Source organism: Elusimicrobiota bacterium (assembly GCA_016722575.1).
Classification (GTDB): Bacteria; Elusimicrobiota; Elusimicrobia; order FEN-1173; family FEN-1173; genus JADKIY01.
Genome location: JADKIY010000001.1, coordinates 807,996 through 833,226, shown reverse-complemented (window position 1 = coordinate 833,226; position 25,231 = coordinate 807,996). Strand labels below are relative to the sequence as shown.

The following is a 25,231-nucleotide window of genomic DNA, read 5'->3' as shown; positions in this document are numbered from 1 at the left end:
GCGTATCCGTCCCGTAAATGGTTTTTCGCAGGGCGGGGTCGGCGTGGGCGCGCCGCCGCGCCAGGATCGTCTCGGGCGTCTCGTGCGCGACGCTGTTGGCTATCTCCGAAAGGCCGTAGTTGATGGTGATGCTGCCCGTGTCGCGGTTTTCAAAATCGATGCCGAGCAATCCGCCGAGGTACGATCGGTAATTTTCCGCGACGTATTCGGAACCGGTGACAAGGTGGACCGCCAACTCCCGCCAGGGCACGTTCTCCTCGATTCCGCCTTCGATCAAATGCTTTAGAAAAAGCGGCTCCCCGAAAATGACGAACTGGTCGAATTCATTTTGAGCTTCTTCAAAAGCGCCCACACGACATCCGCGCGCGTCCCGCTTTCGATCAACGGAATCGTCCGGGTGTGGACCTTCACCCCCATCGGCAGGCCGTTGACGATCAGCGTTTTCCGGTCAAAGACCGAGAGGCTGTCGTGCAGAACGAACTCCAGTTCAAGGGCCGACCGCCGGGGGTCTTGCCACGATTCCGCCCCGTAGGAGAAAACCCGCGACGAACCCGAACTGGAATAAAAAAGCCGAACGCGGGAAAGGTCCCCGTCGGGACAAAGACTCCGCAAATCGTGCCCCTGAAAGTGGGACTCCTTGTCGCACACGGGGACGTTCCTTTTGAAGTCCGCCAGGGTGGCCGCCAACGACGCCAGTTCCCGATAGGCCGGAACGGCGCGCGTCCAGCGGCGAAACGCCGTCAAAACCCGTTGTTCGCTTTCTTTTTCAATGGCCTCGGGGTCGACGTTCGAGAGGTAATCCGCCAGGCGTTGGTACTCCCACCGAACCAATCGGTGGCGGAGGGCGGAGAAAATCGACATGGGGGCCAGCCCCTTAGCCGGGACGCCCTGGCCCCGCCAGGCGCGCCAGCATGTCCTTGGCGTTGATCGTTTGCCCGGCGGCAGCGTCCCCCTCCAGCAGTCGAAGGAAGTTGTTGTGGAATATATCGGCCAGAACGTCGGCCCCCACCTCGATGGATTTCACGACGTCCACGAACTCTTTCATGCGGTGCACTTTCCCCGCGTAGGGCATGGGGTAGTCGGTGCCGAAGATGATTTTGTCCGGCCCGATTCGCGTGATGATGTCCGGGGTCAATATGGTTTTGATTTCCGTCACGTAGGCGGCCGTGTCGATGTAGACATTCGGATTCTTCTCGACCACCATAAAAGACTCGTTGTGCCACAACGTGCCGAGATGGGTGATCAGGAGGCGGAGCTTCGGGAAGGTCACCGCGACTTCATCCAGGAGGAGCGGCGAGGCGTGTTCCAACCGGCACAGGCAACCGAAGGGGGTGCTGCCCACGTGAAAGACGATGGGGACGTTCAACGCCTGGGCCTTCTCGTAGGTCGAGAAGGCGCGCGGGTCGTTGGCCGAAAAGCCCTGAAGGGGCGGATGCAGCTTCAAACCCTTGAGGCCCAAATTTTTGACCGCGTGCTCCAGCTTCTCCGGGGCCGCCGGGTCCAGGGGATTCACCGACGCGAAACCGATGAATCGGTCGGGATATTTTTTGCACAACAGGGAAACGTATTCGTTCGAAGAGTAGACGATGGGCGCCTCCACCGCGTAGAGAACGGAGCGCGCGATTCCCGCCTCGTCCATTTGCCGAAGCGCGACTTCCGGGGCCAACAGAGGCAGCGTGGATTCCAAATCTTTAAGGACGGAGATGGACGCCGGCAGTCGCACATCCCCCTGAAGTTCAATCATCTTTTGAAGCTCGATCAAGTGAACGTGCGCGTTGGTAATCAGCATTTCATCTCCTCAAAGTTGGGCCGCCCCGCCCCGCCATCCCCCGCAACGAGGGACAGCTTACTTTTTTCCCAATGCGCCCCACAAAACAAAGTCCCCCCGCCCATCGAGCCAAACATTTTTCCATCCAACGCACCGATGGCCAACATTCCACTCATTCTTCCGCCCACCGGTCAACTTCGCGGTCTTTTTGCCAGGCGTGCGCCGGGAAGCCTTTCCCGCGCTTCGCGTTTATCGATTTTACCGCTTCGGACGGCCGCCTCAAAATCCATCCAATCCTGGACCGATGGAAGGACCCCAAAGGCCGGGAGCGCAAGCCAACGGATCCCAAGGATCGAGAGGGGGAACCTCGTCAAGGACACCCCTTTTCGGCGAAACGTTTCAAGTCGGACCAATGAAAAATCCATTCCGGGGTGTCAAGTTTGTCCAAGTCGCCCGCTCGACACCACGGACTTAAACGGCGATCGGGATTATTCAGCACGTGAATCTCCTGGGCCGGCATATAACTTTGGACCAGCAAAAAACCCGGTCCCCCTTCGCATTTTCCGCCAAGTCGACAATTCAGACGGCATGGCCAGGAACCTGCCCCGGATGAATACGTCGCCGACGTCCATTGCCTTCGGGTTGGCCACCGGGATCAATTCCTTGTTGAGAGAAGCGGTGCCGCCCCCGGTGCCATTCCTCAAAAACCGCCATGGGCCGGCCGTCGTGGGCCTGCGTCTCCCGGGATTCCACGGACGAACCCGTCGGACTCACGCGAACGAGTACGAATTGGGCCGAGGACTTCCCGAGATCGCATCCGGCAACGCGCAGAACTGTTTTCATTGATCGCTCTTGAGCAGGACTTCCGATTCAAGGATGGGTCCAAAAACACAAAAAATCAACCGCGCACCCGGGGAGGAATCCGTCGAATCGACACTTTCTGGAACCGGCGGTCGTCCAAACGTTCGAAGGCCCACGCCACGCGCCAAGGCGTGCCATTAAGTTCAAAAGGAGCAACCCATGAAAAAAACAATGGTTTTCCTCTTCGGATTCGCCTGCCTGGCCCCTTCCGGGTTTTTGCGGGCCGATCCCGGCCAAAAGCGAGACGATCGCGAAGCGTTCCGGACCCAACAGAAGACCGCCTGGGAAAACCATCGCCAACAGCAACAGTCGGAGAACAAAACCTTTCGGGACGGCCTTCAGGGCAAATCCCCGGAGGAAAAAAAGGCCGCGGTAAAAGATCACCGGGAGACCCAGCACAAGGAAAACGCGGCCTTCGCCGCTGAACAAACCGAAAAACGCCGGGCCTTCCTGACCCAGCGCTTGGCCGCCAACACGAAGCTGACCGACACTCAAAAAGCCGACCTCATTGCCTTCCACGAAAACCAATGGAAGGAGAACGACGCCTACCGGGAAACCCGCTACCAGGAAAGCGTCGCGTTTTTTGAAAAGATCGCGACCGACGGCTCCCTGACCCAGGAACAGAAGAAAGCCGCCATTAAAGCCCATCGGGACGAGGTGAAAGCGGCCACCCAGGCCCACTTCGAACAACAGAAAGCGGAAAACAAGGCCAAACGGGACAGCCTCAAGCAACCCTGAATTCGGCCACCCGCGGCGGGCCCACCGTCGAAGGACGGTGGGCCTTGCCTTTAGGCCTCGGAGTCGTTTAACGCCCGAAGGAAGGCGTCGCCGTAACGGGCCTGCTTGGCCGGACCGATGCCCGCGATCCCCAGAAATTCCTCGGGCGTCCGGGGCGCCGCTCCGCCAATCGCAAAAGAACGGCGTCGCTGAATACGATGTAGGCGGGAACGCCCTGGGCGTCCGCCAGGGAGCGACGCAGGGCCTTGAGCCGCAAAAACAACGGATCGTCCAGATTCCCCCCGTCGACTTCCGCCCGACGGCCGGGGGGGCGGGGTCCGGTCCCCCCCGCCCGCGCGGACACGGTGGGCAACAAATCGTCCAGGATTGTTTTCCGGCAGACGTCGCAGGATTGCCCGCAATCCGCCAGTTCCTCCTCAAAAACCGCTGAGAGCCCCCGGTGGCGGCAGGCCGGACGGTCGGCCCAGCGAAACATCTCCACGGTTTTCTGTTTCGCGGCCGCGGTCAACGAGGCGTCCCCCCCCAGGGCCGCGAAACGTTCGTAGGCCATGACGTCCGCCCAGGAATAAAAGAACGCACTCGGCGGGCAACCCGTCCCGCCCGGCCCGGCCGATTTCCTGGGAATAATTTTCGAGGCTCTTCGGCATGTCCCGGTGGATCACGTAGCGCACGTTGGACTTGTCGATGCCCATGCCGAAGGCCACCGTGGCCACGACCACGTCGATTTCGTCCCGGGCGAAGGCGTTTTGGTTCCGTTGCCGCTCCTCGTCCGAGAGCCCGGCGTGGTAAGGCGCCGCCCGAACCCCGCGGGAATTCAAGAACGCCGCCGTCGACTCCACCGTTTTTCGGCTCAAACAATAAACAATGCCGCACTGGCCGGGGCGCCCCTGAACAAAACGCAAAAGGTCTTTTTTCGTGTCACGGCCGCCGCCTTTCTTTTGGCAGGTGATTCTCAGGTTGGGCCGGAAAAAAGACCCCTTGAACCCTTCCGGTTTGACCATGCTCAATTGTTGAAGGATGTCCCGGGCCACCGCCCGGGTGGCCGTGGCGGTCAGCGCCAAGACCGGGACGTTGCCCAGCAAGGCCTTCAGGCCCCGCAGATTTCGATAGGACGGCCGAAATTCATGCCCCCAGTGGCTGATGCAGTGGGCCTCGTCCACGACCAACAAACGAACGGGACACGCCGCCAAAAATTGGCGGAACCCCTCCTCCAGCGCTTCCGGCGCCACGTAAACCAATTCGAAGTCGCCCCGGCGAAGGCCCTCCATCCGCTCGCGCCGTTCCTCCGCCTTGAGCGTGGAATTGATGACCGCCGCCCGGAAACCCGATTGAATCAACGCGTCCACCTGGTCTTTCATGAGCGAGATCAACGGCGAGATGACCAGGACCGTGCCGCCCAAGAGCTTGGCGGGGATTTGAAACGTCAGGGATTTCCCCCCGCCCGTGGGCAGAACGCCGATGCAGTCCCGCCCGGCCAGGACCGCGTTAATGATTTTTTCCTGCCCCGGGCGGAAGGATTCATAACCGAAGGTGCCCCGAAGCACCTCCAGCGCCGTGGGCGACGACGGGGGTTTTGTTGATTCCGAAACAGGAGGAACGAACGACGGGTCCATGGGTTTCCTTTAAAAAGACAACTGAACGCCGACCGATGGGAAGAAGGGGAGTTGAGTGACTTTCTCCCGGCCGGAATAATCATCCGAATAGGAATAACCGGCGACGTTTTTGTGGTTGAGGACGTTGATCAAATCGAGGTAGAAATTGCCCAACCCCGCTTTCATTTTAAAGTCCCGGCTGAACCGGAGGTCGATTCGATGGTAGTCCGGCAGCCGGACGGAACCGGTGGGCCCGTACACCGGCCGAACCCGACCCGTACCATCGACATACGTCCCGGTGATGGGCGTGTCCGGCGCGCCGCTGTGATACTGGGCGCGCAATCCAACGGAATAAAATTGGTCGACCCGGCGGGTGGCCACGAGGTTCAGAACCCAGGGTTGGTCCTGGCTGAAATTGACTTCCTGCCCGGTCCGTTCGTTTTTCCGCGTGGAATGGGATTGGGAAACCGCGAACCACCCGGCCCACCGGGCCGTGCGGTCCTTCTTCACCAACAACTCCACCCCCCGGGCCAGCCCCCGGGCGCCGTTCACGAAATTCAGCACCGGGTCCTCCACCGGCAGATTCCACAGGCGTTTCCGATACACTTCCACATTCAGGGACCATCCGTCGGGCAATTTCCGTTTAAGCCCCGCCACCGCGTGCTCGGCCCGCAGGGCGGTCAGGTCCGGGTTGCCGAAATTTTTCGTGGTTTGGTGCCCCTCCGGAAACTGGTGGTAGCGCCCCCAGGCGGTGGTGAAAGCGGTCTCGCCCAAAAACCGCCATTCCCCCGCGGCCCAGGGTTCGCCGTAATTTTCCTTCAAATAGCCGTTTCGACCCCACCGGCCGCCGGCCGAAAGCGTGAGGTCCGCCGTGGGCGACCAACGGTCCTTCAAATACACCAGGGTTTCGTTGATGTAAAGCGTGCCGAACTCGCTGCGGGGAGGCGCGCTCGTAAAATCGGGCGGAGGGTCGAATTCCGACGGAAAATCCACCCGGACGTCCACGTTCAAGACCACGGGCACGTAAATGTGGTGGGCGCCCAACGACAGCGTGTTTCCGGCCGGCAGCCGCCACGCCAGATCGTCCCGCACGTCCCACCAGCGGTTGTTGAGGCGAACGACGCCCAACCCGCCCACCCGATTGTCCAGAATGGTCTGAGTGTGGGAAAGGGCCACCGCGTTGGTCACCGACGGCCCACTCCACGTCCAGGCGAGGCCCTCCTGGTGGTAATCCTGGATTTGAGCAAAGCGACCGCCCAACGCGGGGTCCCGCTTGGCGATGGCCGAATCGCTCTTGATGTCCAGGGCCACTTTGTCCCAGGCGCCGTTGGTCTGGAAAACCAATCGGTGGGTCGGGTTCTGCCACAACCATTTCCCCTGGTAATCGTAGAACTCCGGAAATTGCACGACGTCGATGTCGCTGGTGCCCGGGAATTTGGAGAGCAGGAAGTCCAGGTAGCTCCGGCGGGCCGCGACGTAAACCGCCTGGCGGGGTCCCACGGGGCCTTCCACCAGGGCGTCGGATTCAAAAGCGCTCAAGTTCAGTTTGGCGCCCCACCGGTCCCGTCGGGGGTCCCGCAAACGCACGTCGATCACGGCCCCCAGGCCGCTGTTGTATTCGGGCCCGAAGGCGGAGGGGTAGATGGAAAAGGAATCCACCAGGTCGCCGTTCAAAACGCTGAGCAGGTCCCCGGTGTGAAAAAGATACCCCACCGTCTGGAAGTCAATGTAGTAAGAATTATCAATGGGCGCCGTGCCGCGGACCGCCGGGTCGCTGGACCCGTCGGACCCGACCGCCACGCCGGGGAGGGATTGAAGCACCTTTAACGGGTCCCCCTGGGTTCCGGGGACCAGCCGAAGATCCTCCTTCGTGACGTCCCGCTTGGTCACGGGGTCTTTGTCCCGTTCCGCGCTGATCACCAGCGGCGGAAGAACGATAACGTCGTCCTCCCCGCCCGAACCGTAACGGGGGGCCGCCAGAATTAAACCGATCAACGCGTATTTGCAATTCATTGATTTTGCCGTTTCTTCTTCAGGGATTCATTATTTGATTTTCGCACGCTCTCTTGAAGGGACCGAAGGGAGTCGGGGCTTTTTTATTACAATAGCCGGGCGACCCTTTCGACGGCCTCAGAGCGGGGGAGGGTCCGACGGCTTGGCCACACGACCCCGAAATCGACCTTCGCCATGAAATATTTCTCTCTTCCAGGATCTCTTTTCGCCGGGATCTATCTTTTGGTCTGCCTGAGCGCCCTCGTCAAGGCGGGTGACGCCGATTGGTATGCCTTGTCCTCCCCCTGGTCGATTCTCATTCGCCCGTGGTATCGCCACCACAACGGGGTCATGAATTATTTCGCGGGACCCTTTTTCCTCCTCAACGCGTCGATTCTCTATTGGATCGGAATCTGGCTGACCCAACGTTGGCGCGTTGCCGGATTCCCGGCCAGCCTGGCCTTGGCGTATCTCCTCCCGGGCGCGGTTTTGTGGGGGCGTTACGTCCTGGCGGTGATCCTGAAGCGGCGCGGCGATTTTTTCAGTACGGACTTTGCTTTGCTGCTTTATACGATGCCCGGGTCCCTGCTCTTTGATCGGTGGAACGCCCCCGGCGGCTTTCGAATTTTATTGTATCCGCTGTTTTTGGCGACCGACACGGCTGTTTTTTACGGAGTCGGGAGGGCCCTCGCCGCGGCGGCTCGATTTCTTTTGAATCGCTAAGCCTTCCCGGGAAAGCGGATCAGACCGCCGCGGGCAAAGGTTGCGGGGAAAGACCGGAAAACAAATCCACGTCCCGGTGGAAGGGGATGTCCGAGCGGGGACTCAGGCGGAAGCCGTCGCCCAGGAAGTGGACCGAATAGGCCAACCGACGCCCCGGCGACACGGCCCAAAAGAACAAGGGGCGGGTTCGCAAAATATGGGCGGCTTTTTGGTGAGCGTCCGGCGGCGGTTTGCCTTCGGGAAGTTCCAGCCGGGGGAGGCCCTCGGCGAATGAGGCGGACAATTCGTTGACCAGGCGCTCCAGCACCCGGTCCGAGGCTTTGGTTTCGGCGTAGAGCGACACGTCGCCGGATTCGTCCCGCAGGGCCACGTCCAGGAAATCGATTTCGAACCGCACCCGGGCCCGGGGATAACCGTAATGGGTGACCAGGGCCACGTACACCGCCGCCTGGGTCACCGACTCCCGACGAAGGCCCACCAGCAGGCCGGCCTCGTTCCGGACGAAGAAACTAAAGGAAGTTTGCCGTCCCGAGCCGAGCCGGAACCAGTGGCTGTTGAGTTGGATCAACCCGCGTTTCAGTCCCCGGGTCCAAAAGAGCGTTTCCCACTCGGTGAGCGGCAGTTCCGCCAACCGTTCGTCGATGGCCCGCCGGAAAAACCGGACGGTGCCCCCCGCGTCCTCCACCGCCCCCGCCGCCTGCCGAATCTGATCGCGAAGCCAACTCATCGTTCACCTCAACCCCGTTCGTATCAATCCCGTCACCCGACCGGCCACTTTAAAAGGTTTGAGAATGGGGGCGTATTTGGCGTTGTCGGCCTGAAGAAAGACGCGTGTCCCCTTTCGACGGAACCGTTTGACCGTGGCTTCGCCCTCGTCCCCCACGTAGGCGATCACAATATCGCCCTCCAGGGCCTCTTCCTGAAGCCGGACCAGCAACAAATCGCCGTCCTCGATTTTGGGGGACATGCTGTCCCCCTTGGCCCGCAAAATAAAATTGGCGCCCTGGGCGATCTCCCCGGGCACGGGGAAATGCTCGTCCGCGAGGGCCACGGCTTCAACGGGAAGCCCCGCCGGCACCCGTCCCAAGACCGGCAAGCGGACCCCCCCCGCCCAATCCCGCTTGACCGCCAGGGCCAAGCCCCGGGCCCGGTCCCGCATCCGCCGAACAGCCCCCTTCCGATCCAGGGCCGCCAAATGGCCCTGGACGGTGCCGATGGCGACATCAAAACGCCGGGCGATTTCCCGCACCGTGGGCGGCACGCCGATCTCGTGAACCTGGTGGACGATGAAATCGAAAATTTTCTTCTGGGGAGGGGTTAAACCGTTCATGGCCGGGATACCATACATTTGTATGGTAAAAAGGTCAACCCCCCGGCCATGGCGGAAAAGAGACGGGCGTCCGGGCGGACCAATAAAAACCCCGCTCCCCGGCATCGGCCGGGGAGCGGGGCGAAAAACGACGGAAACCAAAGGCCCGGAGGGGGGATTTTTTCGATCGCCCCGCGGCCCGCCGAACGTCTTAAGGCTTGGAGGCTTTGAGGTCCAATTGCAAATCACGCGCCGCCTTGGCGGCCATGATCTCCATCATTTGGGTGACCCCATTGCCGCCCTTCCCGTCCGCGCCTCCCATGGAAACGCCGGGGACCACGGGCTGGGTCATCCGGGCCATGGCGTCGGCCCAATATTTTTGGGTTTCGACATAGGCCTGCAATTTTTTCTCCAGGGCGCCGTCGGCCTGCATGACCAGGCGCTTGCGCGTCGATTCGCCTTCTCCCAAAAGAATTTCGGCCCGTTTCTTTTGTTCCGCCGCCTTGGCCTCCAGGGTGGCCACTTCGTATTGTTGCTGAGCGAGGGTGACGGCCTTGGCCTTTTCAACCTCCTGGGCCCACTTGGCCGCGGCGGCGTTGGCTTCGCCTTCTTTCGCCACGGTGATGGCCCGCTGTTCGGCTTCTTTCGAAGAGGCCACCGCGGTTTGCACCTTCATCGTCAATTCCTGTTGTTGTTGAATTTGTTTTTCAACGGCGTCTTCGTAATCGAGCTTCGTCACGGCGAAGTTGGAGGTGTTGATGCCGTAACCGCTCAGCACCGCGTCCTCCTGGCGGGCGGGACGGCCGTTTTCGTCTTTGACGATCTCCACCACGGCCACGGTTTTTTCGGAGCCGGTGATGGGATCCCGCGTTTTGACGTCCTTCTGGGTTGTTTTATACACGCCGTTTTGTATTTGGTCTTCAATATAAAGGATCAGGCTTGTCCGTTTTTCCGCGTAGGATTCCTTGGAAGACATCAACGGACCGGTCATGTAGACGCATTTGTTGGTGACGGTCTCCACCAATTGCTTCTGTATGGCTTCCTGGCTGCCGTATTTCATGTGAATTTGGGTCAGCTGTTCCGGCGTCAAGGGCACTTCGTAGTTCAAGGATCCGACGATGGTGCCGTGACCGCCGTCGTTGAACCGGACCGGAACTTTGAACTCGTAGGTGTCCAATTTGAAATATTTCGTCACCTTGCCGAACCCCTGCCATTTCACGCCCGCCGTGGTGTGCCAGTTCAATTTGCCGGACACCGGGCTCTGGATGCAAACGATCTCATCGGCATCGACGTTTTGAAACAATTTCCCCGCAAAGGCCAAACAGAACACCATCACCGCCGAGGCCACCAGGCCGAACGCCACCCGACGCACATTGGTCACACCGTCCATTTCGATTTCTCCTTTTACCGATCTTTCTTGATTTTTTCGATTTCCGATTCCACGCGCTTTTCCGCCGCTTCCTGCCGGGCGTCCTTCAACGCCCCTTCCAGGGATCTCTCTCGCCTAAAAAAGGGAAAGAACGGCGTGCCCCGGACCAGGGGCAAAAAGATCTGCGTGGCGAAAACACAGACGATCAACACCGACCCCACCCATTCCGCGGCTCTCAGAAACATCGCACGCCTCCTATGTCCGCCCCGGGCCACCGCTTTGTTTCCGGCCGGGCCCCCCGGACTCGACGGATCCCGGTCTTTTCACGTTCTTCCGTTTCCCGTTTTTAAAATATCGTCCGGATTCGCAAGACCGCACAAAGCTTTCCCCGACCCGCTTGAGCGGCTCCCATTCCCGGCGAATCCGGCGGGCTTCCGTTCCGTCGATTTCCTTGTCCTCCAGGCAGGACCGGGATATGGCGTCCAGGGTATCGGAGAATTCCTTGACCAGACGTTGAATCTCCGTCATCAATTCCAGGGATTGCTCCCGCTTCGGCGGGGAGGGGTTCGTCACAAAAAACCCGTCGGACCGTTGGCACAACCACGCCAGCAATTCGTCGTCGCGGGTCAACCCGATGATTTGATCCAGACGGTCCAGGGGGTTCAAGGCCCCGCTCCCCTCCAACCCCTCGGCGTTGGCGCGCGGCGGTTGGCACCATTTATACAGGAGGGCCGCGGAAATTCTCAACTCCCGGGCGACTCTTTTTATCCCCAATCCCGAAAGAGCTCGGCGAAGCATTTCGTAAGAACTTGTCCCTTCGTTGGGCCTTTTCTTCATGGGGGGATTCTATCATCGATCTCCGGAAAAAAACGATTACAGACCGATCCTATTTTTATAACCCCGGCCCCGGGAATCGCTCCGGGGGCGTTCCTAAAGAGTAAAGGGAAAATGGAGTGACGGCAAGGGGAAACCGCCGTTGATCCGGGACAACGTCGCCGTCCCTCCCTTCCCGCCGGGGCCTTCGATCGGCGGTCCAAAATGATAAAATTCCGTCGATGAAACAGGCCGCGCTTTTGCTGACCGCCTTGTTCGCCCTCCCGGTGGCCCGGGCCGGGAACTCCCCCGACAACGACGCCTTTTGGAAAACCTGGGGCGACGGCAAGGCCGAGGTGGCGGGCTACGATTTGGTTTTCCCCCGCTATGGGCACCCACGCCGGGGCGTGGCCGTGGCGGTCTTCGTGACCGAACCCTTTTCCGAATCCCTTCAGGTCAAAGCCGACCCCGGGCGACATCCCGCCTCCGATGAATTCCAGGTGATGAAACTCAACTTAATGCGGGATTTTTCCACCGGCCTTTACGATTACAATTTAATGACCAGCGCCTTCGTCGGGCTGGCCCCCGCCGGCGGTCGCCCGGCCGGGGCCCCGGCCAAGATCGCGTTTTCCGCCCAGGAATGGTGCGGCCAGGTGTTCCACCAGCTGAATTTCCGGGACGGCTTTGTGGACGAAAGCTGGCGCAGTTATTTCGACGGGGAGGGCGACGGGGAACACCGCCATCAAATTCCCCCGGGGGGACTGAGCGAAGACGTCTTGCCCCTTTGGGCCCGGGGCTTGGCGGCGCCCTTCCTCCAACCGGGGGAACGAAAAACCCTTCCGGTGCTCCGTTCCCTGGCGACGGCGCGGCTATTTCACAAACCCGTGGAGTGGGGGGCCGGCACTCTGGCCCGAGGGTCGGCGCCGCGGCGCGTCACGGTTCCCGCCGGGACCTTCACCGTTGACGTCCTCACCGCCGATCTCCCGGAAGGACGAAAATGGACTTTTTGCGTGGAAAGCACCGGCGCCCGGCGCCTCGTCCAATGGACGGTTTCCGACGGGGAAAAGGGGGAGCTGCGGGGGGCGGACCGGCTCGCCTATTGGCAGATGAACGGGCCCGGGTTTGAGGCCCAACTTAAGAAAATCGGCCTGACCCCCCGGCCCCGACGGACCCCGTGAAGCGTCGACGGATCTTTTGGTTTGCCCTAAGCCTCCTGGCCCCGTCGGGATGCCGGGCCCCTCAACCGGCGCCCCCCGCGCGGGCCAGCGTGGCGGAATTGGATTTGCGCTTGAAGGCCCGGACCCAGCAAGCCGAACGCCTCCGCCAGCGCGCGGACAACACGGCCCACCGCAATCGCCGGGAAATCAACCGGGCCCTGGACGACTTGGAGGAGTTCCGCACCGTGGCGGCCATGAAATTGGAAACCCTGAGGGCCGCCAACCAAACCCACCGGCCCCGGGCCCAGGACGACGCTGAAGCCGCCCTGGCCGACCTGGACGCCTCGCTCAAAATCACGGAGGAAAAGATCAAATGAAGTTCCCTCGATTTCGCACCGTATTGATTGCCGTGCTCCTGACGCCGGTGGTCCTGCTGGCCGCCGCGGCGGTGTTCATCAAATTGCGCTACCCGCCGGAGAAGCTCCGCGCCCTGGCCCTGAAGTGGGCCGGGGACAACCTCCACCGCCAAGTGGACTTGGGGGAAATCCACCTGGGCCTCTCGGGACTGGACGTTTCCAAACTTTCGATCCAGGAACGGGCGGGATTTCCGGCCGGGGTTTTCTTTTCGGCGGAGCGCCTGTCGGTTCAACCCAATCTCTTCATGCTTCTGTCGGGCCGGATCGTGGTCCGTTCCGTCTTCATCGAATCCCCCCGGGTGGTCCTCCACCGGCGGGCCGACGGCGTTTTAAGCATCGACGATTTGACCGCCTCCAGCGCCCCGGCCCCCGCGCCCCGGCCCACCCCGGCGGTGGAACCCTCCCGGGCGGCCTTCTTCGTCCGCAAGGTCACCCTTCGGCGAGGGCAGGTTCGCTGGGACGACGCGGTTCGCGGCGACGACCTGACGGTGAAGGATCTCACGCTGGACCTCACCAACGTCTCCCTGGCCACCCCCTTTGACATCGTCCTCTCCGCCGAGCTCACCGGCCAGACCCAGGGCAAGGCCGTCGGCGCGCGCGTTTCCGTCGACAGCCGCCTGGACCTGCCGGGCGAGAGCCTTCGACTCCGAAAAACCGTCCTGGGCCTGGGAGATTCCACCGTGACCCTGGCGGGAACCGTCCAACATTTCGCCGCCCCCCAATTCGACATCGCCCTGGGGCTCTCGCCCTTTTTGGCCGATTCCCTGTCCCCCTGGGTGGCCCTGCCGGCCGAAGCCAAGGGCGCTTCGGTCAAAGGCGATTTGAAGGTCAATGGATCCCTGGAGAATGTCGCCCTGACGGGGCCATTGACCGTCCACACCAAGGACCTCGACTTGGACTTCACGATCGACGCCCGGGCGAAACCCCAGGCCACGCCCCTTTCCTTCGACGCCAAAGCGTCCCCCACACGCCTCCAATACCCTTCGCAAAACGGCGGCGCGGGGCTCACGGGCCCCCTGTCGGGGTCCCTCGCGGCCCAGGGCACGGCGGACCGCCTGGGTTTCTCCGTCAACCTGGACTTAAGCGAGGCCGAGCTCCGCTACGGCGATTCCTTTGTGAAGCCGGCCAAATCCCTATTGAAAATCACGGCCGCCGGCGCCTGGGACGCCGCGGCCACCGTTCTCAAGTCCTTTAAATTGGAAAGCCCCGTGGGCGCGATTGACGGCCAAGGGGCTCTGCGGGCCTCCAAGAACCAATCCCTTCTGGATTTCACCGTCAGCGCCCCCGCCCTGGATTTGGGTCCCGCGGCGGCCCTCGTCCCGGCCCTCCGGGACTACTCCCCCCGGGGAAAAATTTCCCTGAACGCAAAAATCCAGGGCACCACGGCGGCCCCCCAGGCCAAGGGGAACGCCGTCCTGTCCGGCGTGGGCCTGACTCCGCTTCCCGGCGCCTCCCTGGAAAGCCTGGGCGGATCGGTCGCCTTTTCAGAGGACGACGCGACTCTCAAGGATTTCAAGGGAAAATTTCTCGGGTCTCCTTTTTCCCTGGCCCTCACCGCCCGGCGCTTCTCCCGACCGGAATTGACGTACGACTTTAAGTTGGACCGACTGGATCTGGCCAAGGTTCAGGAAATTTTCAGCTCGACCGCTACGACGGAATCCTCCGCGGCCCCCGCCGGTCCCTCGGGTCCCGCGCCCATTGCCCGGGCCGAAGGGTCCATCAAAATCGGCGAGGCAACCCACCCCTATTACCTGGGGAAAAACTTCCAACTCAAGGGGCTGTTGACCGATCTCGGCCCCGACCTGGGGCAACTGAGCGGCGCCCTGACGCTCTCTGCCTCCGACGGAAAAATCCGCAACCTCCCCCTGGCGGAAAAAATCAACAAGCTCATGAAAAAAGATTCCGCCGATCTGACTTACAAAACCCTCGGGGGGCATTTGAAAATCGACCGGGGCCTGTTGACCACCGAGGACCTGGCCGTGGAAAGCGACCAAACGGATCTCTCGGCCAAAGGCCGGGTTCGTTTGACGGATTACGATTCGGACCTTCGGGCCACGATCAAATTGCCGGCCGGGTCCCTGGGCGGGAGCTTGGGCGACTGGACCTCCGGCCCCGACGGCCGTCCGACCTTGACCGCCAAAATCACGGGGCCCCTCACGGACCCCAAGATTTCCGTGGATTTCTCCCAGGCGGCCAAAAACGCCGCCAAGGACCTTCTTCAGAAAAGCCTCGAAAAATACCGCGCGCCGGGCGCGGGCGACAACGGAGGGTCCAACGCCGTGGACAAAGCCGTCGATCAAGGCCTGAAATCCCTTCAAAAACTATTCAAAAAAAAGTGACCCCGGGGGTTGGCCGTTCGCCGTTCCCGGTCTATCCTTAAAACGCCATGGACACCCCCGCCGCCTCGACCGCCGCACGACTTCAAATCAACGACACGCCCCTGGGCTTGGAAATCGTCGTTTCCGTCCAGCGAGTGTGGCCCCTCCTTCTCTTTCTGTCTTTTTGGCTGTGCGGATGGGCCGCGGGGGAAGCGGCGGCCGTCAAAGCGCTCTTCCACTCCAAAACGCCGATCCCGGCCCGGCTGTTCCTCCTGTTGTGGTTGACGGGCTGGACGGCCGGGGGCGGTTTCGCCCTGGCCCTTTGGCTTTGGATGTTGGGCGGGCGGGAGCGAATCACCGCCGACGCGCTTCGAATAAAGGTGGCCTACGAACTTTTCGGCAAGGGGTGGGTTCGGGAATACGAAATGGCGAAGATCAAGAACCTGCGCTTGGCGGCGGAGGACCCCACCGGAACCCCGCCCGCGGGGGTTCGCTCGAAGTTGGGAAAAACGGGACGGCTGGCCTTCGACGTCGACGGGAAAACGGTCCGGTTCTGTTCGGCCGGCAACGCCGAGGAGGCCGCGCGAGCCCTGGCGGCCCTGAAAACTCGATACGCCTCCCTGGGCGCGCCGAAAAAATATTCGAGCGGGTTTCAAAAACCTCCTTCGGGCCCGGCGCCCGATTAATCCCAGTGCCGTTTAGATAAGGGCATTTTCCGTCGATAAGTTCGTCCTTCCGGCGAAAGCCGGAATCCGGTCAGTGACACAGTCTTCGAGAGCGGTTTTTCAAACCGGGCCCCGGCTTTCGCCGGGGAGACGGCAAAAACAAATTGATTTCCAGAGGGTATTTCCTTACCTAAACCGCCTTGTGATTAACCCGGGGCCCTTCCCCTCCGTGGCCACAATGTTGCATCCCCTAAATCCATCATGGAATCACCGGCCCCCGCCTTTTTACGCCCGCTTTCGGTCCTTGCCCTGTTTCTTTGGGGGACCGCGACGCCCGCGGAGGCGCTCACCACCCGGGACTACGCCGTCCAGGTCACCGCGCGGCGCACCGGCCCCCGCCAGATCACCCTTTCCTGGCCGACTCCCACGGCCGCTCCCGGCAGTTACAACGTTCGCCGCCAAACCAGCGGGACGGGGCGCGGCCCGTCCATCGCCACCCTCGCCGGGAGCGCCACGCAGTTCGTGGACGACAACGCCCCGGAGGGAACCGTCTACGATTACACGATTGAAACCGACCTCTACAACCGATACGGCGAAGCCCGAGCGGGGTTCGACCTTCCCCCCGTGGAACACCGCGGGACCGTTCTCCTGGTGGTTGACCAAACCCAGGCGTCCCCCCTGTCGAGCGAACTGGCGCGGCTGGAAGAGGACTTGATCGGCGATGGGTGGAAGGTGATCCGCCACGACGTCCCCCGGGACGATGCCTTCGCCTCCTCGGGGGCCCTCCAACGGCAGGTGAAGGCCCTGATTGTCGAGGATTACACGGCGGACCCCTCGCACGTCAAAGAGGTCTTTCTGTTCGGCCGGGCGCCCATCCCTTACGCCGGGGCGATCAACCCCGACGGACATTCCAACCACCTGGGCGCCTGGCCGGCGGACGTGTATTACGGGGACGTGGACGGCCTCTGGACGGACGCAACGGCCAACTATGTCCAGCCCGGCAACGCCCGGTTAACGAACCGGCCCGGGGACGGGAAATTCGACCAAACGATCGTGCCGGCCGACGGGTCCGGCGACGCCGTCGAACTGGGCGTCGGGCGCGTGGACCTTTCCAATCTGCCGGCCTTCCCGCACACCGAAACCGAGCTCCTTCGGGGCTATCTCAACAAGGACCACGATTACCGCCACCACCGCGGGGTGTTTGCCGCCGTGCCCCAACGGGGCCTGATCCGCGACGGGTTCGGCGTTTTCGGCGGCGAAGCCTTCGCCGCCAACGGGTGGCGCAACTTCACCGCCCTCCTGGGCACCGCGTCCATCACCGCCGTCGGGACGGATCAATATTTCCCCACCCTGGCCAGCGACGCCTATCTGTGGACCTACGCCTGCGGCGGCGGGACCTACCAAAGCGCGAGCGGGGTGGGGACCACGACGGCGGGGTTCGCCGTGGGCGATCCCAAAACCGTTTTTACCCTTTTGTTCGGGAGCTACTTCGGCGACTGGGACAACGCCAACAATTTTCTTCGGGCGCCCTTGGCCACGCCCTCGTACGGATTGGCGTCGGCCTGGCCGGGCCGTCCCAATTGGCAATTCCACGCCATGTCCCTGGGGGAAACCCTGGGCGAAAGCGCGCGATTTTCCCAAAACGCCCCGGACGTCGGCCACGGCCAAATCCACGTGGCGTTGTTGGGGGATCCCACTCTTCGAGCGAACACGGTCGCCCCCCCCGCCGACGCGGGGGGCGATCGGAGCGACGGCCGGTGGTCGGTGACCTGGACGCCCTCGTCGGACGCGGCCGTTTCGGGATACGCCGTCTTCCGGGGCGACACCCCCCGGGGGCCTTTCGCCCGGCTGACGCCCGAGGGCGGAACCGCCGCCCATCGCTGGCGGGACAACGGGGCCCAGGCCGGGCACACGTACACGTATATGGTCCGCGCCTTGAAATTGGAAACCACACCCACCGGTTCCTACACGAATCTCAGCCAGGGGGTCTTCGCGACGCTCACCGTTCCCGGGGAACCGCGGAACGTCGCCGACGCCTTTCCAAACCCCTGGCGCGGAGGCGACCACGGCGGCCTTCCCATGCTTTTCCGAAACGTGCCCGACCGAAGCGTGATCCGCGTCTACGGGGTTTCGGGGAACCGCGTTCGGGAAATCCGGGTGGAGGGGGGCCCCGCCCAATGGGACCTGCTGGGGGACGACGGACGTCCCGTCGGGTCGGGGGTGTATTATTTCGTGGTGGAGGCGGGCGGTGAGATCCAGCGGGGGAGGCTGGCCGTCCAACGGTAGGCGCGTCCGCGCCCGACGGTAAAATCAGCGCGCGGCCGGGCCGGCTTCGAGGGGGATGGGATCCAAACGCGCGTCAATCAATATTTTCTGGGCGTCGAAGGGCAGGAGCGGCCAGGTCAAAAACTTGATTTGAACCATGTCCTCGGGCCGGGGGGGCGACGGGTAGCGATGGTGCCGTTTTAAATAGTCCGTCCACGCGGCGATCACCGCGGCGTTCCCCGCCGCCGCATCGCCCTTCCGCGCTTGAACCAACCCCTGGACCATCCGCCGAGCCATATCGTCCTTGCCCAACCGACCGGCCTCTTCCAGCGCGGCCTCGTCCTTCCCCAAATCGTAATAGGCGAAGGCCCGGACGTAGGGCGGGTTGCTGTCCCGGGGAAAATGCGCCGCGAACCGGTCGGCGTAACGCAGAGCCCAGGCGGGTTCCTTGAGGCGGAGGTACAAATAGGCCTTTTGAAGGGCCGTGTCGGTGGATTCGCCCGTCTTCGGCCACGCCGCCTGGGCTTGGTTGTAGCAGTAGAGGGCCTCGTCGAATTTTCCTTCCCGCTGAATCCGATTCCCGTGGGTGTGCCACAAATACCATTCCCGGGATTCCTCTTTAATGATCGACGCGGAATCCCGCTCCTCGGCGGTCAAGGTCGCCACCGCCCGGGGTGCGGGTTCCGGCGGCTCCGAGGGACCGCATCCGAGAACGAATAAACCGAGGGCCCACAGCGGCGCCCCCCGAACCGGGAATAGGATTAAATCGCTCGGGGAAGAAAGGAACTTCGGAAGGGTCAAAGGACGGGCGCGGCGGCCCGGCGGCGGATGTTTTGAAGAGCGCGGCCCGGGTTCGGGGCGCCGAAAATGGCGTTGCCGGCCACCAACACGTTGGCGCCGGCGTGCACGGTCAAAGGCGCGGTGTCGGCGTTGATGCCCCCGTCCACTTCGATCCAGGGGCCTTCTTTCCGTTTCCCGCGCCAATGCTCCCGAAGCCAGCGGACTTTCGGCAACATGTCCGGCATGAAGGACTGTCCGCCGAAGCCGGGCTCCACGGTCATGACCAGGACCACGTCCAAATTTTTCAAGTAGGGGGCAACCTCCCGAATGGGGGTCTTCGGGCGGACGGACATCCCCGCCCGGCACCCGTGCTTTTTAATGAGGCGCAAAACCTCGGCGGGGCGACGGCAGGCTTCCCGATGGACCGTAATGTTCCAGGCCCCGGCCTGGGCGAAGGCGGGGATGTATTTTTCCGGGTGTTCGATCATCAGGTGAACGTCCAGGGGGAGTTGGGTGCATTTCTTCAGCCAATGCACGACCACGGGACCGATGGTCAAATTGGGCACGAAATGGCCGTCCATGACGTCGACGTGCAGCCAGTCGGCGCCGGCCTTTTCCACCGTGCGAACGTCGTCGGCCAGATGGGCGAAATCGGCCGAGAGGATGGACGGGGCCAGAGCGGGGAACGGCGGGCGGGGCATTACGGCAGGGGGCGTTCTTCGATCAACACGCCGTCGACGAAAATACGGGCCCGGGCGGCGCCCTTGGGCGCCACGGCGACTTCCACCGCGGACCCCGCGTTCTGCTGGGACTGGTAAACCTCTTTTTCCCCGTCGTCGTCCCGCAGCACGATGCGCACCTGCACGCGCTCGGTTCCAGGGGGAATCTCGTAGCGGATCAACTTCACGTCGGCCGCGGCGGTCGAGCTCGACTTGGCCACCACGAACGTCACGGCCGCCTTTTCGGCGAGCGGCGTGTCCGGCGCGGGGGTCTGATTCAACACGAGTCCGGGCAGGGTGGGCGACAATTCCTCCGTCGATTTCACTTCCACGCCCGCGTCTTTGGCCCATTGGCGCGCCAACCCGAATGGCCGGTTGATGAAATCCGGCATGAGGGTGGTGCCTTCGGGGGGCGGTCCCTTGGACACCTTCAAATCCACCATGGACCCGGGCTTGATGACGGCCCCGATGGGCGGGGATTGCTCCATGACCCACCCGGCTTCTCTTTGCGTCGAATAGGCCTGGGACATGGCCCCGAGCACGAGCCCCGCGGAGCGGAGACGGTTCTGGGCCTCCGTCAACGTCGTGCCGGTCAATTCGGGGACGAAGAGCACTTGGCCACCGGAGGAAAGCGTGACGTGGACCACTTTCCCCTCCCGGACTTTAATGCCCGCGGGAGGCACCTGGCGCAGGATGGCGCCGGGCGGAAAATTTTCGTCGATTTGGACGGCGTCTTTGGCCAGGGACAAACGAAGGGGCCCCAGAAGGTCCAAGGCCGTTTCCAGGTTTTTGCCCGTCAAGTCCGGCACGGTGACGGCCTGGCGGCTGTGAATCAATCCCCCGATGATCCAATAGGTGGCCAAGGCGGTGGAAATCGCGGCGGCCAGAAAAGCGGCGGCCAAAAAGGCCCAGGGGTGGCGCCGAATGGCCTCCGCCGAGGGGCCGACGCGGCTCGCGAGGGCCTCCAGACGGCCGGCCGAGGGGTTGTTGGAATAGGAAGTGGGGTCGGTCATGGTTTGGAATTAAACAGAAAACTCATCTTACCATATCGACCGGGGGGGCCTTTCAAACCGCCGGAAGGGTTCGGGGGCGGCCCAATTGGCCGCAACCCGCCTCGATATCGGTCCCCTGGGGTTTTCGCAATCGAACGAAGAGGCCCCGGTCCTCCAGCACTTTGCCGAAGGCGCGGACCGTTTCGTCGTCGGGACGCTTGTAGGGGAGGCCCGCCACGGGGTTGTAGGCGATCAAGTTGACCCAGGCCTTTTTCCCCCGCAAGAGGTTGGACAAGCGTTGGGCCTCCCGGATGGAATCGTTGATCCCGGCCAGAAGGATGTATTCAAAGGTCACGCGCCCGCCGCCGCCGGCCAGTTTCTGGTAATCCCAGGCGGCGCTCAAGAGGTCTTTAATGGTCCAGGCCGAACTTTTGGGCAGGACCTTCCGCCGGGTTTCGTCGTCGGCGGCGTGAAGGCTGATGGCCAGGTTGACCCGGGGCCCTTCCTGGGCCAGTTTCCGGATCGCCGGCACGAGCCCCGAGGTGGACACCGTCACGTGTCGGGCGCCGATGTTGAGGCCCAGGGGCGAACGAATGGCGGCCAGGGCCACCCGCAAATTGTCCAAATTGGCCAGGGGTTCGCCCATGCCCATAAAAAGCAGGCTTTGGGCCCGGCGGCCCGTGGCTTTTTCGGCGCCGAAGATCTGCTCCAGGATTTCCGACGGGGTGAGGTTTCGCTCGTAGGCCACCCGGCCCGAGGCGCAAAACACGCACCCCCAGGCGCAACCGACCTGGGTGGACAGGCACAAGGAGGCCCGGTCCTCGGTTTCCTTCCGAGCGGGGAGGTAAACGGTCGAGAAATCCCGGCCGTCGGCCGCCTTAAAAAAAAGGCGGGCGGTGCCGTCTTCGGCGGAGGTGTCCTGACGGAGGAAGGAGGCCGTGCGAAGGCGAAAAGCGGATTCCCAGCGCGTGCGAAGATCGGCGGGCAAATCCGTCATTTCGGAAAAGGAGGCGGCACGCTTTTCGAACACCCAGGTCTGCACCTGGCGGGCGCGAAAAAGGTTGGCGCCCTCGAGGCCGAGGGCGGCGGTCCACCGGTCGAAGGGAATATCGAGAAGCGCCGAAGGGGATTCGGTCATGGACGGGCGGTCCGCCGAGGTCGGCGGAGCGCGGGGATCAGTAGTCCGCCCGTTTCAGGCGCGCGATGCGGTCTTCCAGGGGCGGGTGCGTGGACAACAGGGCCAAAAGGCCCCGCCGGCCGGAAATTTTCAAGGCGGCCACGGAGGCCTGCCGGGTGTCGATGGGAGCGCGGGATTGACCCAGGGCTTCCAAGGCGGCGATCATTTTTTCCCGGCCGGCCAAGCGCGCCCCGCCCGCATCGGCGCGGTATTCGCGCCACCGGGAGAAGGAGGCGACCACCACCATGCCCAGAAGACTGAAAAGGATCTGCGTGACGATGGTGACCAGGAATTGAATGCTTCGGCGGGCTTCCTCCTTCACCTGCTGGCTGACGAGGAAACCGATCACCCGGGAGAAGAACATGACGAAGGCGTTGACCACCCCCTGGATCAAGGTCATGGTCACCATGTCCCCGTTGGAAATGTGGGTGATTTCGTGGCCGAGAACGCCTTCCACCTGCCGCCGGTCCATGGACCCCAGAAGACCCGCCGACACCGCCACCAGGGCGCGGCTTTTCGTCGGGCCCGTGGCGAAGGCGTTCAATTCGGGGCTGGCGTAGATGCCGACCTCGGGCATTTCGGGCAGGTCCGCGGCCCGGGCCAGGGTGTGCACCGTTTGAACGAGCCAGGCGGCGTCGCCGGTGGCCTGGGCCGGATCGATGACCCGGACGCCCATCATCCATTTGGCCATGATCCGGGACAACGCCAGGGAAATCAGAGCGCCGAGCATGCCCCAAATCAGACAGAAAAACATGAGCGCCTGGTAATCCAACCCCCGGGCGGTCATGTAACCGTGGACCCCCAAGAGTTGCAGGACGATGGAAATCGTCACCACTACCAACAGGTTGACGGCCATGAACAAAACGATGCGTCTCATAAAACCCATAAAATCATTCCTCCGTTATTCGAACGTGTCGCCGACGGAAAGGCGCGCGCCGTTCCAAAAGCTTTCCGCGTCCATTTCCTTTTTCCCGTCGGGCTGAACCCGGGTCACCCGGACGCTGTCCGACAGGCATTTTACCAAAAATCCGCGCCCCTTCTCGACGGCGATCACTTCGCCGGGGCGGCCGTTGCCGCCGGACCGGGGTTCCGCCGCGCGGATTTTAATCCGCTGGCCCTTCATTCGAGCGAAAGCCCCGGGCCATTCGTAGGTTCCACGAACGAGATTGGCCACCTGGTCGGCGGTGTACCGGTCCCAGAAAATTTCGCCGTCTTCCTTCTTTAGGAGGGGCGCCTGGCTGACCTCGCCGGACTGGGGCGTCGGTTCAAAGGGGCCCGCCTCTAACTTACGGATCAGCTCGTCTTGAAGTTCGACGCCCAGGGCCACCAATCGTTCCCGGAGGGTGGCGGCGTTGTCCGACGGAAGAATGGGGGCGGCCCGTTGGAGGAACACGGGGCCCGTGTCCAGCCCCTGGTCGATGCGGAACAGGGAAACCCCGGTTTCGGTTTCCCCCCGGATGAGGGCCCATTGCATGGGCCCCGCCCCGCGGTAACGGGGCACCAGGGAAAAATGCGCGTTGACCAGGCCGAACCGCGGGGCGTCGAAGACCGCCGAAGGGATCAGGTGGCCGTAGGCCACGACGATGCCCAGGTCGGGCGTTTCGCCCAGGGCGGCCCGAAGGGAAAAAGTCTTCAGGGAAGGGGGTTGGTGGACGGGGAGGCCCAGTTTTTCGGCGGCGATTTTGACCGGGGGGGCCGCCAGTTGATAGCCGCGGCCGGCGGGTTTGTCGGGACTCGTCACCACGCCGACCACGCGGGTGGTTTTGGCCAACCGCTCTAAAAAAGGCACCGCCACCGACGGGGTGCCGAAGAAAACCGATTTAAGCATCAATTCTCAGGCGGAACGCCGGAGATACAGGTAACCCATCACAAACCCCAGGACCGCCAGGCCGAGACAAACCCGGGAAGCCGTTTTTAAACGGGCCTTGGCCGCCTCGCTGACCGGGTAACGGTGGGCGAGATTATTGAAAAGGACGAAAAGAAAAACGGCGGGGAGGAACACCTGGCCGCTTTCGGCCAGGAGTCGCCAGGAACCGGAGGGGGCCAGAGCGTTTCGGAAAAGAGAAACGATGGTGACAAAAACCAAAACGACGCACACGGCGGTGATGAGATGGCGGGAAGCGCGAACCATCTTTAAAAGCGCGGAGGGCGGAGCGGCGGGTTCGGTCACGGGAGGTCCTTGGGGGCTACCAGAGCCCGGCTTTTTTACGCTGGCGAATGTCCCAGAGGACCTTGAGCCTCTGGGGAAGACGGAGGCGGTCGATCATGACGACCCCGTCCAAATGGTCCATTTCGTGCTGAAGGCAGCGGGACAAGAGGCCTTCGGCCTCGACGGTCACGGGCAGGCCGCGTTCGTTGATGCCCGACACCTTGACCCGGGCCGCCCGGGGCACCGTCACTTGGATTCCCGGAAAAGAAAGGCATCCTTCCTCGGAACGAATCTTCCCCTTCTTTTCCAAAAAGACCGGATTGAGAAGGGCCAGGGGCCGGCTTTGGCCTTCGGGGGCCACGTCCAGCACCATCAGGCGAAGGGAGACGCCCACCTGAGGCGCGGCTAAGCCAATGCCCGGCTCCGCGTACATGGTGCGGAACATGGCGGCGACGAGGCGCAAAAGCTTTTCGTCGATTTTTTCGACGGGCTTGGCGGGGCGTTGAAGCACGGGGTCCCCGAATTTGCGGATTTCCAACAGGGTCGGGGACTCGGCGGCGGTGGACATGGAAGTATTATACCGCTCTTTTCCGTCGTTGACAATATATGACTTTTTTGGCATAATTAGATCGAAATCAAGAATCCCGGAGGAACCATGCTCACAATGACCCCGAACGCGGTGGAAAAGGTCAAGGAATTTTACGCCAACGACAAGGGACTCGCCGGCAAAGCCCTGCGCGTCTACGTCGAAAAAGGCGGCTGCTCCAGCTACCAATACGGGTTCACCTTCGACGACAAAAAAGACGGGGACACCGCCCTGGATTTGAGCGGACTGAACCTGGTGATCGACGAGCCGAGCGCCGCGCTTTTGGCGGGCGCCGTCATCGACTACAAAGAGGATTTCTCCGGCGGCGGCTTCGCCATCTCCAACCCCAACGCCAAAAAAAGCTGCGGCTGCGGCAAATCCTTCGACGCCTAAGTGATCGAAACCCAAGCCCTCTTTGACGTAACCGAACGCGCCGCCCAGCGCGCCAAAAAGCTTTTGGCCGAAAAAGGCCAAGGCGCCGAGGCCCTGCGGGTGAAAGTCACGGCGGGCGGCTGCTCGGGGTTCAGTTACTCCCTGGAACCCCTGGTGGGCCCCGCCCCCCAAACCGACCACCGGGTGGACGCCCACGGCGTCACGGTTTATGTGGACAAAAAAAGTCTGCTTTACCTGGCCGGCACCACCCTGGACTACGAAGACAAGATGTTTTCCCGCCGATTTCTCTTCAAGAACCCCAACGCCACCGCCACCTGCTCCTGCGGCGAATCCTTCGGCGTTTAACCCAAAAACCCGTTACAATAAATTTACCATCCCTTAAGGGCTTTTTCGCCCTTCTTCCCCTATTCTTCTATTAAGCCGCGCCGAGGGGAGAGAGCCCCGCGCCG

Annotated in this window: 26 protein-coding genes and 1 pseudogene; 9 read left to right on the top strand and 18 right to left on the bottom strand. The window is 62.4% G+C overall.

What is annotated here, in order from left to right; translation table 11 throughout:
- Positions 1 to 282 precede the first annotated feature (282 nt).
- The 3 genes from IPP68_03680 to IPP68_03670 form a co-directional block, all read right to left on the bottom strand.
- A complete protein-coding gene (locus IPP68_03680; GenBank protein ID MBL0349463.1) occupies positions 283 to 861 on the bottom strand; it encodes a hypothetical protein in 579 nt (192 codons plus the stop codon).
- Positions 862 to 874: 13 nt separating this feature from the next.
- Entirely contained in the window at positions 875 to 1,789 is a 915-nt protein-coding gene (locus tag IPP68_03675) for an amidohydrolase (GenBank protein ID MBL0349462.1), read from the bottom strand.
- Positions 1,790 to 2,138: 349 nt separating this feature from the next.
- A complete protein-coding gene (locus tag IPP68_03670) occupies positions 2,139 to 2,306 on the bottom strand; it encodes a hypothetical protein (protein ID MBL0349461.1) in 168 nt (55 codons plus the stop codon).
- 482 nt (positions 2,307 to 2,788) lie between these two features.
- Between IPP68_03670 and IPP68_03665 the strand changes: the two genes are divergently transcribed.
- Positions 2,789 to 3,367, top strand: a complete 579-nt coding sequence (locus IPP68_03665) for a hypothetical protein (GenBank protein MBL0349460.1) — start codon at positions 2,789 to 2,791, stop codon at positions 3,365 to 3,367.
- Between the two features lie 50 nt (positions 3,368 to 3,417).
- Here the strand turns inward: IPP68_03665 and IPP68_03660 are convergent.
- A pseudogene (locus tag IPP68_03660) lies at positions 3,418 to 3,917 on the bottom strand (HRDC domain-containing protein).
- Between the two features lie 1,072 nt (positions 3,918 to 4,989).
- Complete coding sequence (locus tag IPP68_03655) at positions 4,990 to 6,972, bottom strand: TonB-dependent receptor plug domain-containing protein (GenBank protein ID MBL0349459.1); 1,983 nt, start codon at positions 6,970 to 6,972, stop codon at positions 4,990 to 4,992.
- A gap of 174 nt (positions 6,973 to 7,146) precedes the next feature.
- Between IPP68_03655 and IPP68_03650 the strand changes: the two genes are divergently transcribed.
- Entirely contained in the window at positions 7,147 to 7,674 is a 528-nt protein-coding gene (locus IPP68_03650) for a hypothetical protein (protein MBL0349458.1), read from the top strand.
- A 19-nt stretch (positions 7,675 to 7,693) separates the two neighbouring features.
- Here the strand turns inward: IPP68_03650 and IPP68_03645 are convergent, their stop codons facing one another.
- From IPP68_03645 to IPP68_03625, 5 genes are all read right to left on the bottom strand, one after another.
- Positions 7,694 to 8,401, bottom strand: a complete 708-nt coding sequence (locus tag IPP68_03645) for a hypothetical protein (GenBank protein MBL0349457.1) — start codon at positions 8,399 to 8,401, stop codon at positions 7,694 to 7,696.
- A gap of 3 nt (positions 8,402 to 8,404) precedes the next feature.
- Complete coding sequence (lexA, locus tag IPP68_03640) at positions 8,405 to 9,004, bottom strand: repressor LexA (protein MBL0349456.1); 600 nt, start codon at positions 9,002 to 9,004, stop codon at positions 8,405 to 8,407.
- 190 nt (positions 9,005 to 9,194) lie between these two features.
- Positions 9,195 to 10,373: a hypothetical protein gene (locus IPP68_03635; protein ID MBL0349455.1), complete on the bottom strand. Its 1,179-nt coding sequence runs from the start codon at positions 10,371 to 10,373 to the stop codon at positions 9,195 to 9,197.
- Positions 10,374 to 10,387: 14 nt separating this feature from the next.
- Positions 10,388 to 10,597, bottom strand: coding sequence for a hypothetical protein (locus IPP68_03630; protein ID MBL0349454.1), 210 nt, complete (start codon positions 10,595 to 10,597; stop codon positions 10,388 to 10,390).
- 10 nt (positions 10,598 to 10,607) lie between these two features.
- Positions 10,608 to 11,189, bottom strand: a complete 582-nt coding sequence (locus tag IPP68_03625; protein ID MBL0349453.1) for a hypothetical protein — start codon at positions 11,187 to 11,189, stop codon at positions 10,608 to 10,610.
- A 218-nt stretch (positions 11,190 to 11,407) separates the two neighbouring features.
- Between IPP68_03625 and IPP68_03620 the strand changes: the two genes are divergently transcribed.
- The 5 genes from IPP68_03620 (at position 11,408) to IPP68_03600 (ending at position 18,007) form a co-directional block, all read left to right on the top strand.
- Positions 11,408 to 12,343 (top strand): hypothetical protein, encoded by a 936-nt coding sequence (locus tag IPP68_03620; protein ID MBL0349452.1) that lies wholly within the window; start codon positions 11,408 to 11,410, stop codon positions 12,341 to 12,343.
- A complete protein-coding gene (locus IPP68_03615; protein ID MBL0349451.1) occupies positions 12,340 to 12,699 on the top strand; it encodes a hypothetical protein in 360 nt (119 codons plus the stop codon). Before IPP68_03620 ends, IPP68_03615 begins: the two co-directional genes overlap by 4 nt.
- A complete protein-coding gene (locus IPP68_03610) occupies positions 12,696 to 15,077 on the top strand; it encodes an AsmA family protein (protein ID MBL0349450.1) in 2,382 nt (793 codons plus the stop codon). The genes IPP68_03615 and IPP68_03610 overlap by 4 nt, the downstream gene beginning before the upstream one ends.
- A gap of 47 nt (positions 15,078 to 15,124) precedes the next feature.
- Complete coding sequence (locus tag IPP68_03605; protein MBL0349449.1) at positions 15,125 to 15,742, top strand: hypothetical protein; 618 nt, start codon at positions 15,125 to 15,127, stop codon at positions 15,740 to 15,742.
- A gap of 240 nt (positions 15,743 to 15,982) precedes the next feature.
- Positions 15,983 to 18,007 carry a hypothetical protein gene (locus tag IPP68_03600; GenBank protein ID MBL0349448.1) on the top strand — a complete coding sequence of 675 codons (2,025 nt, stop codon included), beginning with the start codon at positions 15,983 to 15,985 and terminating at the stop codon, positions 18,005 to 18,007.
- Between the two features lie 24 nt (positions 18,008 to 18,031).
- Here the strand turns inward: IPP68_03600 and IPP68_03595 are convergent, their stop codons facing one another.
- From IPP68_03595 to def, 8 genes are all read right to left on the bottom strand, one after another.
- Positions 18,032 to 18,652, bottom strand: a complete 621-nt coding sequence (locus IPP68_03595) for a hypothetical protein (GenBank protein ID MBL0349447.1) — start codon at positions 18,650 to 18,652, stop codon at positions 18,032 to 18,034.
- A gap of 131 nt (positions 18,653 to 18,783) precedes the next feature.
- Positions 18,784 to 19,467 carry a ribulose-phosphate 3-epimerase gene (locus IPP68_03590; protein MBL0349446.1) on the bottom strand — a complete coding sequence of 228 codons (684 nt, stop codon included), beginning with the start codon at positions 19,465 to 19,467 and terminating at the stop codon, positions 18,784 to 18,786.
- Positions 19,467 to 20,498, bottom strand: a complete 1,032-nt coding sequence (locus tag IPP68_03585) for a PASTA domain-containing protein (GenBank protein MBL0349445.1) — start codon at positions 20,496 to 20,498, stop codon at positions 19,467 to 19,469. Before IPP68_03585 ends, IPP68_03590 begins: the two co-directional genes overlap by 1 nt.
- 52 nt (positions 20,499 to 20,550) lie before the next feature.
- The gene (gene rlmN / locus IPP68_03580; protein ID MBL0349444.1) at positions 20,551 to 21,615 is read right to left on the bottom strand and encodes a 23S rRNA (adenine(2503)-C(2))-methyltransferase RlmN; all 1,065 of its coding nucleotides are present in this window, start codon (positions 21,613 to 21,615) and stop codon (positions 20,551 to 20,553) included.
- Positions 21,616 to 21,652: 37 nt separating this feature from the next.
- Entirely contained in the window at positions 21,653 to 22,540 is an 888-nt protein-coding gene (htpX, locus tag IPP68_03575) for a protease HtpX (protein ID MBL0349443.1), read from the bottom strand.
- 15 nt (positions 22,541 to 22,555) lie between these two features.
- Complete coding sequence (locus IPP68_03570; GenBank protein ID MBL0349442.1) at positions 22,556 to 23,482, bottom strand: methionyl-tRNA formyltransferase; 927 nt, start codon at positions 23,480 to 23,482, stop codon at positions 22,556 to 22,558.
- A 6-nt stretch (positions 23,483 to 23,488) separates the two neighbouring features.
- Positions 23,489 to 23,824, bottom strand: coding sequence for a hypothetical protein (locus IPP68_03565; GenBank protein MBL0349441.1), 336 nt, complete (start codon positions 23,822 to 23,824; stop codon positions 23,489 to 23,491).
- A 16-nt stretch (positions 23,825 to 23,840) separates the two neighbouring features.
- The gene (gene def / locus IPP68_03560; protein ID MBL0349440.1) at positions 23,841 to 24,371 is read right to left on the bottom strand and encodes a peptide deformylase; all 531 of its coding nucleotides are present in this window, start codon (positions 24,369 to 24,371) and stop codon (positions 23,841 to 23,843) included.
- Between the two features lie 87 nt (positions 24,372 to 24,458).
- Between def and IPP68_03555 the strand changes: the two genes are divergently transcribed.
- The gene (locus IPP68_03555; GenBank protein ID MBL0349439.1) at positions 24,459 to 24,782 is read left to right on the top strand and encodes an iron-sulfur cluster assembly accessory protein; all 324 of its coding nucleotides are present in this window, start codon (positions 24,459 to 24,461) and stop codon (positions 24,780 to 24,782) included.
- Positions 24,783 to 25,127 (top strand): iron-sulfur cluster assembly accessory protein, encoded by a 345-nt coding sequence (locus IPP68_03550; GenBank protein MBL0349438.1) that lies wholly within the window; start codon positions 24,783 to 24,785, stop codon positions 25,125 to 25,127.
- The last annotated feature ends 104 nt before the right edge of the window (positions 25,128 to 25,231 follow it).